The organism is Streptococcus sp. k-90 (assembly GCF_013277565.1).
Lineage (GTDB): Bacteria > Bacillota > Bacilli > Lactobacillales > Streptococcaceae > Streptococcus.
The window spans coordinates 1-15,501 of sequence record NZ_VMNE01000020.1 but is presented as its reverse complement, the minus strand read 5'-3'; the positions used below and the strand labels follow the sequence as shown (position 1 = coordinate 15,501).

At 41.2% G+C, this 15,501-nt stretch carries 13 protein-coding genes; 1 reads left to right on the top strand and 12 read right to left on the bottom strand.

Annotation, left to right across the window (positions count from 1 at the left end; genetic code table 11):
- Positions 1-13: 13 nt before the first annotated feature.
- On the bottom strand, positions 14-793 hold the full coding sequence (locus HT734_RS06925; protein WP_173278495.1) for a CdaR family protein: 780 nt from the start codon (positions 791-793) through the stop codon (positions 14-16).
- Positions 780-1,637: a diadenylate cyclase CdaA gene (gene cdaA, locus HT734_RS06920; protein WP_205380597.1), complete on the bottom strand. Its 858-nt coding sequence runs from the start codon at positions 1,635-1,637 to the stop codon at positions 780-782. The genes HT734_RS06925 and cdaA overlap by 14 nt, the downstream gene beginning before the upstream one ends.
- 291 nt (positions 1,638-1,928) lie before the next feature.
- Here cdaA and HT734_RS06915 point away from each other — a divergent pair, with 291 nt between their 5' ends.
- Positions 1,929-2,897 (top strand): NAD(P)/FAD-dependent oxidoreductase, encoded by a 969-nt coding sequence (locus tag HT734_RS06915; RefSeq protein WP_173278498.1) that lies wholly within the window; start codon positions 1,929-1,931, stop codon positions 2,895-2,897.
- A 497-nt stretch (positions 2,898-3,394) separates the two neighbouring features.
- Here HT734_RS06915 and whiA read toward each other — a convergent pair whose 3' ends face one another.
- The 10 genes from whiA to HT734_RS06865 all read right to left on the bottom strand — a co-directional run.
- Entirely contained in the window at positions 3,395-4,306 is a 912-nt protein-coding gene (gene whiA / locus HT734_RS06910) for a DNA-binding protein WhiA (protein WP_173278500.1), read from the bottom strand.
- Entirely contained in the window at positions 4,303-5,280 is a 978-nt protein-coding gene (locus HT734_RS06905) for a YvcK family protein (protein ID WP_061759428.1), read from the bottom strand. Before HT734_RS06905 ends, whiA begins: the two co-directional genes overlap by 4 nt.
- Complete coding sequence (rapZ, locus tag HT734_RS06900) at positions 5,277-6,167, bottom strand: RNase adapter RapZ (RefSeq protein ID WP_061759429.1); 891 nt, start codon at positions 6,165-6,167, stop codon at positions 5,277-5,279. Before rapZ ends, HT734_RS06905 begins: the two co-directional genes overlap by 4 nt.
- Positions 6,168-6,218: 51 nt before the next feature.
- Positions 6,219-6,599 carry a RidA family protein gene (locus HT734_RS06895; protein ID WP_001140420.1) on the bottom strand — a complete coding sequence of 127 codons (381 nt, stop codon included), beginning with the start codon at positions 6,597-6,599 and terminating at the stop codon, positions 6,219-6,221.
- 9 nt (positions 6,600-6,608) lie between these two features.
- On the bottom strand, positions 6,609-7,196 hold the full coding sequence (gene yihA, locus HT734_RS06890) for a ribosome biogenesis GTP-binding protein YihA/YsxC (protein WP_061759430.1): 588 nt from the start codon (positions 7,194-7,196) through the stop codon (positions 6,609-6,611).
- Positions 7,197-7,204: 8 nt separating this feature from the next.
- Complete coding sequence (gene clpX / locus HT734_RS06885) at positions 7,205-8,437, bottom strand: ATP-dependent Clp protease ATP-binding subunit ClpX (protein WP_025169664.1); 1,233 nt, start codon at positions 8,435-8,437, stop codon at positions 7,205-7,207.
- A 36-nt stretch (positions 8,438-8,473) separates the two neighbouring features.
- The gene (locus HT734_RS06880) at positions 8,474-8,644 is read right to left on the bottom strand and encodes a hypothetical protein (RefSeq protein WP_000442261.1); all 171 of its coding nucleotides are present in this window, start codon (positions 8,642-8,644) and stop codon (positions 8,474-8,476) included.
- The gene (locus HT734_RS06875; RefSeq protein ID WP_001035150.1) at positions 8,644-9,150 is read right to left on the bottom strand and encodes a dihydrofolate reductase; all 507 of its coding nucleotides are present in this window, start codon (positions 9,148-9,150) and stop codon (positions 8,644-8,646) included. Before HT734_RS06875 ends, HT734_RS06880 begins: the two co-directional genes overlap by 1 nt.
- Before the next feature lie 129 nt (positions 9,151-9,279).
- Positions 9,280-9,798, bottom strand: coding sequence for a Dps family protein (locus HT734_RS06870; protein WP_004248156.1), 519 nt, complete (start codon positions 9,796-9,798; stop codon positions 9,280-9,282).
- Between the two features lie 859 nt (positions 9,799-10,657).
- Positions 10,658-15,501: ZmpA/ZmpB/ZmpC family metallo-endopeptidase (locus tag HT734_RS06865; protein ID WP_173308487.1), on the bottom strand; the 4,844-nt coding region annotated here is incomplete at its 5' end.

The following is a 15,501-nucleotide window of genomic DNA, read 5'->3' as shown; positions in this document are numbered from 1 at the left end:
CCTTTTCCTATTTTTAATTCGTTTTTGAACTAGTTGTTTTCGTTGACGAAGATGTCTCCGATGAACTACTTGTACTTGAATTTGATGTGCTTGAACTTGGTGCCACAGGCTTTGTAGTGACCTTCATGGTTGTGTCAAACGGAGTGATAACTACTGGTAAGACAACACCATTGCGGTCGATTGCCTGCAAAGGTACCGAACCACTGTAATTACCTGTAATCCGTTCGCTGGTTGGTAAAAGCGCAATAACTTTATCAATCTTAGCTAATGTTTCCTGGTCAGTTGTGACCGAAACTCGTTCATTTGACACAGTTACACTATCAAGTTGTAGCTTGGGATCAATCTGGCTTTGGTCAACTTGTGGCACAACAATCATTCCATCTCGCTTAACCTTCTTCCCAACTTTCACTGTAATCTTTTGAGGCGTTGCCACAGCGGTCAATCCACTAGGAAGATTTTCAATGTTCAAAGGAACTTCAATCGTTCCAATACTAGCATCTGTCAAATCCGCTGTCACCTTAAACTTACGAGTACTTTCCTGCATTTCACTGGCCAAGGTCACACGATTGGCACCTGTCAACACAACTGAAACTTCTGATGCAAATCCGCTAATGAAATACTGGCCATTATCATAGTGAATATCGATGGGAACATTTGCTATCGTATTGGTGTAGGTCTCCGATTTGACCTGCCTTGTGGTATTACTATTTTGAAAGTTGGTCGACGTTGCATAAATGAATAAGACACAAGCAAAAAAGAGAGATGAAATGATATATAGACTATTTTTTCTCATATTTCCAACCTCCTAGCAAACGGTCCTTGAAACTGGCTTTTTCCTCAACAGCTGGCAAAAGAATTGTTCGTAGCTCTGCTTCAAATTCTTCAATCGTCAAATCATGCTTGAAGACCCCGTTGTAGGTAATAGAAATACCACCTGTTTCCTCTGAGACAATGAAGGTCAAGGCATCAGACACTTCTGATAAACCGATAGCCGCCCGGTGTCTGGTCCCAAATTCCTTGGAAATCCCTGTACTTTCTGTCAAAGGCAGATAGGCAGAGGTGACTGCAATCCGATTTCCTCTGATAATCACAGCACCATCATGTAGAGGAGTGTTGGGAATAAAAATATTGATGAGGAGTTCTGCCGAAATTTTGGCATCCAAGGGAATTCCTGTCGCAATATATTCTTGCAAGGTTCGAACCCGTTGAATGGCAACCAGAGCACCTATCTTACGAGGACTCATGTATTCAACTGACTTGACAAAGGCACGAATCATTTGCTCTTCTGCACTTATTTGAGTAGTAGAAAAGAAATCTATCGCCCTTCCCAAGCGTTCCAAACCAGTTCGAATTTCTGGAGAGAAGATAACAACCACAGCAATGACTCCATAAGTGATAATCTGATTAATCAACCAAGAAATCGTGGTTAAACCAAGGATATTGGCCACAACCTGGGCTAATACAAAAATCAAGACCCCCCGCACCAAAATCATAATCTTGGTCCCAGCTATCGCTTTTGTAAAACGATACAAAACATAGGTCACAATCAAAATATCAAACAGATTGATGGCAATACTCCAAGGACTAGAAAACAAGCTAGTCCAATATTGCAAGTTGGATAATTGTTGAAAGTTCATCTGCTGTCTCCTCTCTGTCCAAACACGTTCCTTTCTATTATACCATTTTTCTGGCATTTTTTTCCCTATCCTACTTCATTTTAAATTAAAGAAAAAATATGATAAAATAAACTGATACTCAATGAAAATCAAAGAGCAAACTAGGAAGCTAGCCGCAGGTTGCTCAAAACAGTGTTTTGAGGTTGTGGATAGAACTGACGAAGTCAGTAACCATAGCTACGGTAAGGCGACGCTGACGTGGTTTGAATTTGATTTTCGAAAAGTATGACTAGAAAAAACAAAGGAGAAACCATGTCTCAACTCTATGATATTACCATTGTAGGTGGTGGTCCCGTCGGGCTTTTTGCAGCCTTCTATGCCCACCTACGCCAAGCCAAGGTTCAAATCATCGACTCTCTTCCACAACTAGGTGGACAACCTGCTATTCTCTACCCTGAAAAGGAAATCCTAGACGTACCAGGTTTCCCAAATTTGACTGGCGAAGAGTTGACCAACCGCTTGATTGAACAACTAAACGGCTTTGATACCCCTATTCATCTCAATGAAACGGTTCTTGAGATTGAAAAACAAGAAGAAGGATTTGCCATTACAACTTCTAAAGGTAGTCACCTGACTAAAACAGTTATCATCGCTATGGGTGGCGGTGCCTTTAAACCACGTCCGTTGGAACTAGAAGGCGTTGAGGGCTATGAAAATATCCACTACCACGTTTCCAACATTCAGCAATATGCTGGTAAGAAAGTGACGATTCTTGGTGGGGGAGACTCAGCTGTGGATTGGGCTCTGGCTTTTGAGAAAATTGCACCAACTACCCTTGTCCACCGCAGAGATAATTTTCGTGCCTTGGAACATAGTGTCCAAGCCTTGCAAGAATCATCTGTAACCATCAAGACACCATTCGTCCCTAGCCAACTACTTGGAGATGGAAAAACGCTCGATAAACTTGAAATCACAAAAGTCAAATCTGATGAAACAGAAACGATTGACCTAGACTACCTCTTTGTCAACTATGGCTTCAAATCTTCTGTCGGTAACCTTAAAAACTGGGGTCTCGACCTCAATCGTCACAAGATTATTGTCAACAGCAAACAAGAATCTAGCCAAGCAGGTATCTATGCTATCGGTGACTGCTGCTACTATGACGGAAAAATTGACTTGATTGCGACAGGTCTCGGAGAAGCTCCAACTGCTGTCAATAATGCTATCAACTACATCGACCCTGAGCAAAAAGTACAACCAAAACACTCTACTAGTTTATAAAAAAGAACCACGAGTCACATAGGATTCGTGGTTTTATAGTTCATCTACAATCTTGTTAGCTCATATCTTTCCCTTTTTTAGCAAAAATAAAAATGCTTATCAAACTGATAAAACATGTGATATAATAGGAACGGCACTAACAATACGCCTTGGAAAAGGAGGTATTACAGATGCTAGAACTTCTCAAAATAGTACTTATCGCAGTCATCGAGAGTATTATCTCATGGCTGGTGACTCGTTGGTTAGACGATTACTTCGACAAGTAACCTTCATGGTTAGTGCTATCTAACCATGAAAAAATCCCCTCGGTATTGCAGTACCGAGGGGATTTCTGTTAGCACTAAAATGCTAGAACTTCTCAATTCCCCTTTATTATCTCACATACTCTATTTAGTTGTCAAGAAACAGGTTGATATTTTGTAAGTTAGCGATATCAGGCCATTAGAAAAATAGAATCAGCCAATCACACTGATAATTCAAGGGGTTGCTTTATATCGTTATAATTCTTCCGCTATCTTATTGATTTTTCTAAGTCTGTGGTTGACACCACTTTTGCTCAGAGGGGTGCTGAGGCTATCTGCTAACTGCTGAATAGAATAGTCTGGGTGTTGAATCCGCAACTGCGCTACCTCCTGCAAATCTACTGGCAGATTTTCTAAGCCCATGATATCTTTGATTTTACTGATATTGTTGATGGTCTTCATGCTGGCAGAAACTGTTCGAGCAATATTGGCTGTCTCGGCATTATTAGCTCGATTGAGATCGTTACGAGTTTCTCGCAAAATCTTAACTCGCTCAAAATCGTCACGCGCCTGCATAGCTCCGATTACTATCAAGAAGTCCATAATGTCTTCAGCTCGCTGGAGATAGGTCACAGCTCCCTTCTTGCGCTCAAGCACCTTGGCATCCAGTAAAAATTGCTGTAGAAGGGAGGCAATCCCTTGCGCGTGGTCCAAATAAACAGAACTGATTTCCAACTGGTACTTGCCTGACTCAGGGTCACGAATGCTCCCATTTGCTAAGAAGGCACCACAAAGATAGGCACGGCCTGCTTCCTCGTCTGATAAAATCGCCCCATCAATACCTGTTTCCAGACCAAAAAAGGAGTCTGCCAAGTGCAAATCACTCAGCAGGTCCTGCACCTTTTCATCTGTAAAAACGGTATAGACCCGATTCTTGCGAAGATTGCTCCGTTGGTGGTGGCGAATTTCCGATTTGATTTCATAGAAATGGAGAAAGGACTCATAGAGGTGACGAGCCAGTTTGGCATTTTCTGTCACGACAGACAAGGTCAGGCCCGAGGTCGAGAGACCGATGCTACCAGACATTTTGATAATAGCTGATAATTCATGCCGGCTCAGATGGTGCTGACCTAGGATTTCTTCTTTTACTGCTACTGTAAAACTCATTTTCTCACCTGTATAATCCGCATCAATTCGTCCACAAGCAAATCCCCATCGTGAAAGGCACCCCCATTTTCCAAACGAAGGAAGTTGGATGAAATCACACGAGGGACCTGTTTGCAAAGACCAGAAAAATCATGTTCCACCTGCACCAAGTATTCATCAAACCGGTTGGAATTCATGTATTCCTGAGGCACTTTTTCGATATTCACCAAGACAGTGTCGATAAAAGGTCGGCCAAGGTGACGATGCAAGACTCCCACGTGGTCGCTATCTGTAAAATGTTCTGTCTCCCCACGTTGGGTCATGATATTGCAGACATAGGCGATTTCTGCCTTGGTTTCCAAAAGCGCCTGCCCGATTTCCTTAATAACGATATTAGGTAAAATCGAGGTAAAGAGGGAACCAGGTCCAAGGACAATCATGTCACTTTCAAGAATGGTCTGCACTACTCGACGGCTGGCCAGAGGCGTATCATCGTTGAGGGTATTGGTTACATAGACATGGTCAATCATGTCTGGATGGTCTGCAATATGGCTCTCTCCAGCCACCTCTGTCCCATCCTGAAAGACTGCGTGCAGGGTCAAAGGATGGTCACTGGAAGGATAAATCTTCCCTGTTGTATGGAAAAATTTGCTCAATAACTGCATGGCATTATAGGTCGAACCCTGCATTTCTGACAGACCAGCAATGATGAGATTACCCAATGGATGGCCAGCAAAGGCTCCCGCATTCTCAGAAAAGCGATACTGAAAGACTTTCTCATAAAACTTAGGCATATCTGACATGGCTACCAGGACATTACGAAGATCACCTGGCGGTGTCAATTGTTGCATATTTTTTCGGAGTTCACCTGATGAACCACCATCATCTGCCACCGTTACAATAGCAGCGATTTCCACATCTTTTTCACGCAGACTTTTAAGAATGACGGGGATCCCAGTCCCTCCACCAATCACCGTTATCTTTGGTTTTCTCATGAACGGTTTACCGTTTCCTTTCTTCGGTCTTTGTCGCGATGCCCTTCATTAACAGACCAAGTCTTGGATAAGTCCTGCGCCAAGCGTTTGGCAAAAGCCACACTACGGTGTTGTCCACCCGTACAACCCATGGCAATGGTCAAAACGGACTTCCCTTCCTTTTGGTAACTTGGCAAAATCGGCTCAATCAAGGCCAATAAATGCTTATAAAAATCTTCTGACTCAGGATGATTCATAACATAGTCATAAACTGGTTCATCCACACCCGTTTGATTACGCAGTTCTGGTAGGTAGTAGGGATTTGGCAAGAAACGGACATCAAAGACCAAGTCTGCATCAATCGGGATTCCATATTTAAAGCCAAAAGACATGACCTCGATACGGAAAGACTGGGCTTGTTCTTGGTCTGAAAACTGCTCTGCAATGGTTTTACGCAACTCACGCGGAGTAAGTTCAGTCGTATCCACCACATTTTGGCTCATATTTTTCAAAGGCGCTAAGAGTTCACGTTCCAGCTTGATTCCATCCAAAATCCGTCCATCTGCAGCTAGAGGGTGGCTTCGTCTAGTTTCCTTGTAACGAGCAACCAATTCTTTATCAGCTGCATCCAAAAAGAGAATTTTAAAGTCTAGTTCTTCCTTGTTTTCCAACTCATCCAAAACAGCTTGAATCTCTGAGAAGAAAGAACGGCTACGCATATCTACTACCAAAGCCAACTTATGGTCGTCTTCCTTTGTTTCCACCAACTGCAAAAACTTAGGCAAGAGAGCTGGTGGCATATTATCAATAGTGAAATATCCCAGGTCCTCAAAAGACTGAATGGCAACAGTTTTGCCTGCCCCACTCATTCCTGTCACAATCACCAAGTGAAGTTGTTTCTTTGTCATCTTTTTCTCCTTATATCAAAAGAAGTTTGGCAACACCAAACTTCAACTAGCTTATCCAATCTCTGCGATGACTTCGATTTCGACTTTTACATCACGAGGAAGACGAGCTACCTCCACAGCTGAACGAGCTGGAAATTCCTCTTTAAAGGCCGTTTGGTAAACCTCGTTAAAAGGAACAAAGTCGTTCATATCGCTCAAGAAACAAGTTGTTTTGACAACATGGTCAAAGTCAGTTCCTGCTTCTGCTAAAATAGCACCGATGTTTTTCAAGACTTGTTCTGTCTGTTCTTGGATCGTTTCTCCAACGATTTCCCCAGTTTCAGGAGATAAGGGAACTTGACCACTAGCAAACAAAAGATTGCCAACGATTTTTCCTTGAACATAAGGCCCGATAGCCTTTGGAGCTTTGTCTGTATGAATTGTTTTTGCCATTTCTTTTCCTCACAATTTTTCTAAGATTGCATCCCAAGTCTCATCCATCCCTGCCTTGCTGACAGATGAAAAGAGGATAAAGTCGTCACTTGGGTCAAAGTTTAATTTCTTTTTGATTGCTGATTCGTGCTTGTTCCATTTACCACGAGGAATCTTGTCCGCCTTGGTCGCAACGATGATGACCGGAATCTCATAGTACTTGAGAAATTCGTACATCTGCACATCATCTGCTGATGGATCATGACGAAGGTCAACGAGACTAACCACTGCTCGAAGATTTTCTCGAGTGGTTAAGTACTCCTCAATCATGCGCCCCCACTTTTCACGTTCCTTTTTGGAAACGCGGGCATAGCCATAACCAGGCACATCCACAAAGCGCATCTTGTCGTCGATATTAAAGAAGTTAAGAAGCTGGGTTTTACCAGGTTTACCTGATGTACGAGCCAGATTCTTACGGTTCAGCATGGTATTGATAAAGCTGGATTTACCAACATTGGAACGCCCTGCAAGAGCGATCTCTGGCAGTTCATCCTGCGGATAGTGGGATTTATTCGCCGCACTGAGCAAGATTTCAGCATTGTGTGTATTCAGTTCCATAGTCACCTCTAGGCTGTTTCTAGGATTGGTTTATCCGTTCCATCGACAGCTTCTTTAGTGATTCGGACCAATTTCACATTTTCCTGACTCGGTACTTCAAACATAACGTCCAGCATGGTTTCTTCGATGATCGAGCGAAGACCACGCGCCCCAGTCTTCCGTTCGATGGCCTTATTGGCAATTTCCTGAAGGGCTTCATCGTCAAATTCCAACTCGACATCATCATAAGAAAGCAAGGTTTGGTATTGTTTCACCAAGGCATTTCTTGGTTCTTTCAAGATGCGAACCAAGTCATCAACCGTCAATTGCTCAAGAGCTGCAAAGACAGGCAAGCGTCCAATCAACTCAGGGATAATACCGAATTTTTGAATATCTTCTGCGATGATTTCTTGCATGTAAGAGCTATTTTCATCAATCGCCTTGTTATTTTGACCAAAACCGATAACCTTTTCACCCAGACGTTGTTTGACGATTTCTTCAATACCATCAAAGGCACCACCCACGATGAAGAGGATATTTTTCGTATCAACTTGAATCATCTCTTGTTGCGGATGCTTGCGTCCACCTTGAGGTGGCACACTTGCAACTGTTCCCTCGATAATCTTGAGAAGAGCTTGTTGCACCCCTTCACCAGAAACATCACGTGTGATAGACACATTTTCACTCTTTTTGGCAATCTTGTCAATTTCATCCACATAGATAATGCCACGCTCTGCACGTTCAATGTTAAAGTCAGCAGCCTGCAAGAGTTTGAGGAGGATATTTTCCACGTCCTCACCCACATAACCAGCCTCAGTAAGAGCTGTCGCATCTGCGATTGCAAAAGGCACATTCAAGCTCTTAGCCAAGGTCTGAGCAAGGAAAGTTTTTCCTGAACCAGTTGGGCCAATCATCAAGATGTTTGACTTCTGCAAATCCACATCTTCTGACTCTTCACGCGTATCGTGGAAATTGATGCGTTTGTAGTGGTTGTAAACCGCCACTGCCAAGGCACGCTTGGCACGATCTTGACCGATTACATAGTGGTTCAAGATATGGAGAAGTTCGATTGGTTTTGGAACTTCTGACAAGTCTGCCAAGACTTCCTCAGCCAACTCCTCCCGAATGATTTCCTGGGCCAACTCCACACATTCATTACAGATAAAGGCGTTGTTGCCTGCGATTATTTTTTGTACTTCTTCTTGGCTTTTGCCACAAAATGAGCAATAAACCATCATATCATTATTCCTAGTTGTAGGCATGATTTCCTTCCGTTCTATTCTATACTATCATTCTATCTAAAATAAGGTCATGTAAAAGGCATGAACACTATTGACCAAATTGGTAAAGGCATTTAACCAGAGCAGGACAGAAAGTCCATAACGCTTTTTACGAAAAGCCTGTGCTCCTGCAAGCAAGCAGACCAAACACAGCATGGCTGTGAAAAAACCAAATATACTACGTTCCATTAGACTTCCTTTCTCTTGCGGTATTGGATGGTAAAATCATAAGGATTTTTCTCATCTTTGCTATAAAATTTGCTTGAAACTGTCTCAAAAAGAGACAGATCAAACTCTTCAGGGAAATAGGTATCTCCCTCCACCCGAGCATGAATTTGAGTCACAATCACTTCGTCAAGGTAGGGTTCAAAAGCCTGAAAAATTTGCTTCCCACCGATAATATAGAGATTCTTTTCTTGACTCTGATACCAGTCGAGAACAGACCGGACATCCTGAAAAGTAGCAACCCCGTCTATCTTTTCTGCAAAATTACGAGTCAAAATCAGTGTCTCCCGTTTTGGAAGCAAGCGACGCCCCATTCCATCAAAGGTCACACGCCCCATCAAGATAGCATGATTAAGAGTTGTTTCTTTGAAGTGTTGCAGTTCTGCTGGCAAATACCATGGCAGACGATTGTCCTTACCAATCACACCCTCTTCATCCTGGGCCCAAATAGCTACGATTTTCTTATTCATGCTTCCATCCTTTTCACTGATAGTACTATTTTATCAAAAAACTCAAAAAAAGACTGGTTTGGAATAGCTTACAGAATAGAAAAAATCTGTAAGAAATTTCCTACAGATTTATATATTTTCTATTGTTTCTTACAAACCAGGTGCTTGTCCTAATTCTGCCGCAAGCATCCAGACTGTTTTTTCAAGGTCAGCCTTAGCTCCAACAAAGATATCATTGGTTACATCATCGCCTTCTTTATCTGTCACATCCAAAGCTTCTTGGAAAAGCGTGATGAGGTAACGATAAATTTCAAGGACACGTTCCAAACTTTCTTCTACATTGCGGAACTCTCCAACTTCTTCTTCGATTTCACTGTTTTGAAGGAACTCTGTCAATGTAGAGAATGGGCTACCTCCGAGTGTAATCAATCGTTCGCTGATTTCATCTAAATGACCATCAAGAGCATCCATGTACTCATCCATTTTTGGATGCCATACAAGAAATCCACGACCACGCATGTACCAGTGTACTTGGTGCAAAGCCACGTGGGCCACGTATAAATCAGCAACAGCTTGGTTCAATACTTCCTTTGTTTTTGCCAATGCTACTGGCGCTGTTTTTGTTAATGATGCTACATCTTTTACTGCTTCTTTTTTCAATTCTACCATTTTCTTTACCTCGTTCATTATTTTTTGCAACCACTTCTTAATGATTACTATCTTAGTATACCACTAAGAAAAACCAATAGCAAGTCAAATGACCCACATGAGAAAAGTTGCAATAGACTGATAATTTAAGAATTTTTTAGAGAATATTAGAGTCAATTTCATGTCTATTTACTTTAATAAAGAAAAGAAAAAGAACATACAAACTTCTAGCAAACTGAATAAGAATTATTAAATTGTACAGTCTATTATTGAACTACGATATTTCTTAAATAGACTGTCAACAAAAAATCTATTTTTATTTTATAGAAACTTAAAAGTAGGGGAAGTGTCTTCAACTACGACATTATCATCTTGATCAGCATCTTATACTCAACGAAAATCGAAAATCAAAGAGTAAACTAGGAAACTAGCCGAAGGCTGCTCAAAGTACATCTTTGAGGTTGCAGATAAAACTGACGTAGTCAGCTCAAAACACTGTTTTGAGGTTGTGGATAGAACTGACGAAGCCAGTAACCATACACACGTCAAGGCGACGTTAACGTGGTTTGAAAAGATTTTTGGAGAGTATTGACTCAGGAAACGAATACTAACAAAGTGTTAAACAACACAAGAACGACCTTGCCCCTCTTGAAATGAGGAACAAGGCCGTTACTTAATCTTTTTTTATTTCATCGTTCACTTGATAAAAAACTGTTTTCTTCTAGAGATTTCATTTTTAGGAAACTTTTTAGCTAATGCTTTTTCTCATCAGTCATTCCATGGCGCTCTTATCCATCACAGTCTCGATAAATATCAGATACTCATCACTTAAAAACTGAGAAAACTACCATAAAATTTAATTGAAGAAACATAAGATTCCTTATTTCTGAAATATAGACTGTCTGAAATCATCTGTCTCACGAAGATAAGCATTATATATCTTCTTCTTGAGCAGGTTGACCCAGCTAGCATCAACGCGGCTGGTAGCATTGGTAATGTTACCTACATCCTCTGCTACTGCTTCATCCATCAGTTTCTGCATCTGTGCGTAAGAACGAATAGTTACTTTCTTAGTACTATTTGGATTTCTAAGTTCGTACTCAATAGTGATTGGCTTAAGCTTTGTCAGCTGATCAATTCGTTCCTTATACATGGCCTTCTTGAAAGCTACCCAAGAGTCATATTCGCCCTTAAATACATTTTCCAAAACTTTTTGGTCTGTCACTAGACCTACATCCCTTCCAGACCATCCGTCCCACGTTTTCTTACCTTCATCAAAGGCTTCCTTAGAGTACTTACCAGAAGCATAAGGAACAAATCCTTCATGATATCCCTTGGCAGCCAGTAACTCATAAGCCGTACGTCGGAACATAACATCCCCTGGAGCTCCTTTAGGATTGCTCAAGGCTGAGTAGATTGGTGAGAAGAGGCTAAGACTGAGGTAGCCATTCCGTCCATATTTACCACTATCCCTGTTCTCTCGACGCGTAATCACATCATTCTCAATCAAAGAGTAGAAACTAGTTAGCTGCTTAATTTCCTCTGCAGTGAAGGTTCGTGTCTGGTTACCAGCATGGGTTTCCTTACCATACTTATCTGTAATGTAGTAATTTTCCATCTTTCTGAACCACTGAAGCTTAGCATCATCACTCTGCTTAAGCATAGAAGTACCTTCTAAGTAATCGAGTGTATAGATCATATCAAACATACCATGAACATAGTGTTGCAAGTCTGCTGCGTTTTGAACACGCTCTTTGAAATTATAGGTATGCATCCGTGTCTTAGAATCTTTATCCACCTTGAAGAGGGTATTAAGAGTAATAGTTGGTTCGTCAGGGGTTGGAGTAGATTGCAAGAGTCCTCGAGCATAGAGTTCAGCTCCCAGACCTTCACGACGACCATTGCCCTCAAAGTAGATGCCGCCGTCAGAGTTATGGGTCATTTCATGCGTATAAACAGAGTTACCATAGTCTTCCAATAAACGAGCAGCGTCAAAGTGGGTTACATTTCCTGTAGCATAGGCATTATAGCCCTTGCTTGGATACCACTTGCCTGCTGGTCCAAAGAACTCCTGCATAGCTAACGATTTCTTATCATTAGCTGGAGCCCAATATTTTTGACCATTCTTGTCAACCAATGAGAATCCATCGTAAACCAGAACTGAACGGAAAAGTTTGTCCTTGCTTTCTGGACTGAGAATCTTATACCAGAAATCATAGTGATCACGTTGCCATTCAGCAGACTTTCTAACACGGTCTTCGACATATTCAACTAGTTCTGCATCTGTGCGGACCCTGTTATTAGCATCAAGACGATAGCGATCATAAGCCCCCATAGAAATAGTGGACATATTAGAGATAGCATAGACACCCTTCTCCGTCATGGTCAAGAGTGGCAGAAGCATGCCCTTGTATTCCCAATTATCGGCGGTAATCTTGTCATAAACACCTACAGAGTACTTGCTCTTGCCCACAGCTGCATCCTGAAGCTGTCTAGCCTCTGCCACATCCGACTTAGACTCTACGATATAAGCTTTTGTATTGGTCTTGAGCCATTCATTATTGGTCTTGTATGGTAAGAAGAGCTGACGGTAATTTTCTAAATAATTGAAAAGTCCACGCTTACCAGTCGCTTCAGAGAGAGAACTATCATAAGCTAAATGATTGTTCTTTGCTTTAAGATTATTCATTCCTGACTGACCTAATGAAATAATGGTATCTATTGTTGAAGCACTATGATTTCCAAAGAAATCAAACTTATAAGCAGATAAGTCTTTGACATTAATATTATCATAATTAATATTATACCAACGGTTAAGATAGGTAAGACCAAGTAAGAAGGCTTCCTTATTATCTTTAATCTTCTGAGCTACATAGTCAGCAACAACATTGCCTTCAGTATTGATTGACGTATCCATAGCCAGAACTTTGCGTAACTCTTCTGAGAGCTTGGTCTTGACTTGTTCAAAGGATGTATCAAGATAAAGATCATCCAAGGAAGTGTCAGCATTTACACCTAAAACAGTTCGCATGGCTGGTGAGTCAAGAACTACCTTATTCAACTCTGGCAGTACTTGATTCAGAACTCTGCTATAGTCTGATAAGAAAGCTTCAGGTGTATAAAGAAGATCTAAGCCATTTACAGTGTATTCTGCAATTGCTTGGTTCTTAAACTCTCCTTTATAAGTCAGATTCAGGTAATCAACTGTATTATCCTCGAAGTGTAACATCAAACGGTCAATAGATGCCTTATTACTATTGATATCAGTGATAATCTGGTCACCTTTCATTGGAACAACATCTAACAAATATTCTGTATTGAGCTTATGATAATCTGGAAGTTTATTTCCATAAGCAATGATTGTCTCCTTGTTGTAGAACGGAAGGAGTTTTTCCATATTAGAATAAGCTATCAGACGATCTTCTCGAGCATTCTTCTCTTGGGCATAGTTAACAGAATAGAGGTTAAGATTCGTGTCTTCTAGATTTGTCGTAATATCTAAACTAGCTAGCTTCTCTTCTGCCTCGTTCAGAGTCAGTGTTGAAGTGACAAACTTGTCATTTTCCAGCGTTTGATTTCCTTCAACGGCATAAGCTTCTGTAATACGATCATTATTGTAGGCTTGATCTCCAGAAATACTATAAACATTCGTACCACTAATATTACTGATCACATTGTCAACCAAACCATTAAAGTAATTGGACCCTACGATACCGCCAATCTGACCATTCTTAGTAGTATTTTGAATCTTTCCAGTTACATAAGAACGGCTGATACGGGCATTGTTCTCCAAACGACCGACCAAACCGCCGAATCGTTGGTTGTTGGCTCTAGCGCCTGCTAAGATGGTCACATCTGCTCTGCTTTGACTGAGCAAGGAATCTCCTCCCTTAAGATTAGCAACCAAACCACCAACATTATATTCTTTGCCCTGTTTCTCGTTTGCCTGGATGACACCAGTGAAGGAACTGTTAGAAATTTGTGTGTTTGTTGCATTAACTACCAACCCCGCCACATTAGAAGCATTGCCTATCACCGATACTTTACCTTGGACAGAAACGTCTGTAATTCGAGCATTTTCTGCACTCCGAGCTAAGGCAGCAGAGTCATAGCTACCCACAATATTGACATCCTTCAAATCCATACCGGAAATAGAAGAACCACTCTTGAGGTTTTCGAACAAAGGCTTAGCTAGATTATAGATGGCATACTGCTTACCATTATGATTGCCAGTCAGACTACCTGTGAAGTTCCCTCTAAGATAAACATAATCCGCAGGTGCCAGACTAACCTCACTGGCATCCAAATCAGCTCCCAAAACATAATTACTAGCCATATTTTTCTTCATAGCATCTATCAATCCAGCGAAGCTAGTGTAAACATTTTGCTGACTAGGAACTGCCTTACTGATATAGAAGTCGTAGCCAGACTTATAGCCTGTCTCACCTTCTTGAACCAACTCAGGCAACGAGACTGTTACCCTGTATACATCTTTTCCGTCTTTTTGGATTTCAGAAATACTGTGAACTGGGAGAAGCATTTCCTTAGCTTCACTTGATTTGACTTTGACAAAGTAGTTTGACAAATCTTTAGGCATGGAACTCATTGATACCAGTCGCTTGTATTGGTCATTATCTTTACTGTAAAACTCAACTGAATCAACATCTCGGAAAGAGATCTTCTTATATTCGAGTTCAAATTCACGACTGTCTGTTTCAAATTCAGTGACACTACCATTGTCCAACTCATATGTCAGCTTGGTTTTCAAAGTATAAGCTGTGTAGTAATCCAACTCTCCAATCTTTAGACTGTCATCGAAATTAGTGATTGGAAGAGTACGAACAAGCTTATCCCCCTGATATAATTCTGCAGTGGCTGAACGGAAGGATTTTGTTTGGTCTTTCAAGCTATATTGGATCGTAACAGACTTATCATCTGCATTTTCAGTCAGGCTTAAAATCGAAATTATTGGCTTGACTTTTGACACTCCATTAAGTGCTTCTTTGGCGGCTTGCAGACTAGTAAGAGCTTGATTGACTTGTACTTGTGTGGCCGTTTGACTATTCAGAACTATTTCTGACTTGGCTAATTGGTCTGTATAAGCTGTCTTCTTATCCAAATCAGCATTCTTATATTTAGCAGAAGTTTTAACAGTGACATTTAAATCGTACTCAGTCTGAAGAGCAGTTTTGACAACCTCAAGACCACTCAATTGCGCCTTAGCCTGTTTGATTTGTTCCACCAGTTGATTGATTTCTGCTTGACTGGCTTGGGATTGAGTAAGAATCGCCTGACCTGCCATCAATGCAGAATCATAGTTAGATTGATGACTTTGATTATCATTGAAATAACGTGCCTCTGCTTTAATCTGAGCTGCTTCTGTCAATAAATTATGCAGTGTAATTAAGTCGAACTCTTCTAAAGAATCTGCTGTCGGTGCATCATTCGGAACCATAGTCGGCTTAGCTGTACCAACTTTAACAACCTGGGTAACTGGGGATAAGGTCTCCTCATTTGACAACTCTTGTCGGTCAATTTCCTGACCATTAGAGCTGTAGATACGTGTCTTAATCGTACGCTCTCCTTGAACTCCCGGGGTTACAATGTTACGACTGCCTTCTGTAATCTCATCTGTATATAGCTCGACGATAGAAAAATCTATCTTTTCTATTTTTATAATGTCATTTATACTAAACTTCAACTCAGGAACTTCGTGAACTGGAG

Bases quoted from the DNA above. Each gene is read 5' to 3' on its own strand.
- HT734_RS06925 (WP_173278495.1), bottom strand. From the start codon at position 793: ATGAGAAAAAATAGTCTATATATCATTTCATCTCTCTTTTTTGCTTGT.
- cdaA (WP_205380597.1), bottom strand. From the start codon at position 1,637: ATGAACTTTCAACAATTATCCAACTTGCAATATTGGACTAGCTTGTTT.
- HT734_RS06915 (WP_173278498.1), top strand. From the start codon at position 1,929: ATGTCTCAACTCTATGATATTACCATTGTAGGTGGTGGTCCCGTCGGG.
- whiA (WP_173278500.1), bottom strand. From the start codon at position 4,306: ATGAGTTTTACAGTAGCAGTAAAAGAAGAAATCCTAGGTCAGCACCAT.
- HT734_RS06905 (WP_061759428.1), bottom strand. From the start codon at position 5,280: ATGAGAAAACCAAAGATAACGGTGATTGGTGGAGGGACTGGGATCCCC.
- rapZ (WP_061759429.1), bottom strand. From the start codon at position 6,167: ATGACAAAGAAACAACTTCACTTGGTGATTGTGACAGGAATGAGTGGG.
- HT734_RS06895 (WP_001140420.1), bottom strand. From the start codon at position 6,599: ATGGCAAAAACAATTCATACAGACAAAGCTCCAAAGGCTATCGGGCCT.
- yihA (WP_061759430.1), bottom strand. From the start codon at position 7,196: ATGGAACTGAATACACACAATGCTGAAATCTTGCTCAGTGCGGCGAAT.
- clpX (WP_025169664.1), bottom strand. From the start codon at position 8,437: ATGCCTACAACTAGGAATAATGATATGATGGTTTATTGCTCATTTTGT.
- HT734_RS06880 (WP_000442261.1), bottom strand. From the start codon at position 8,644: ATGGAACGTAGTATATTTGGTTTTTTCACAGCCATGCTGTGTTTGGTC.
- HT734_RS06875 (WP_001035150.1), bottom strand. From the start codon at position 9,150: ATGAATAAGAAAATCGTAGCTATTTGGGCCCAGGATGAAGAGGGTGTG.
- HT734_RS06870 (WP_004248156.1), bottom strand. From the start codon at position 9,798: ATGGTAGAATTGAAAAAAGAAGCAGTAAAAGATGTAGCATCATTAACA.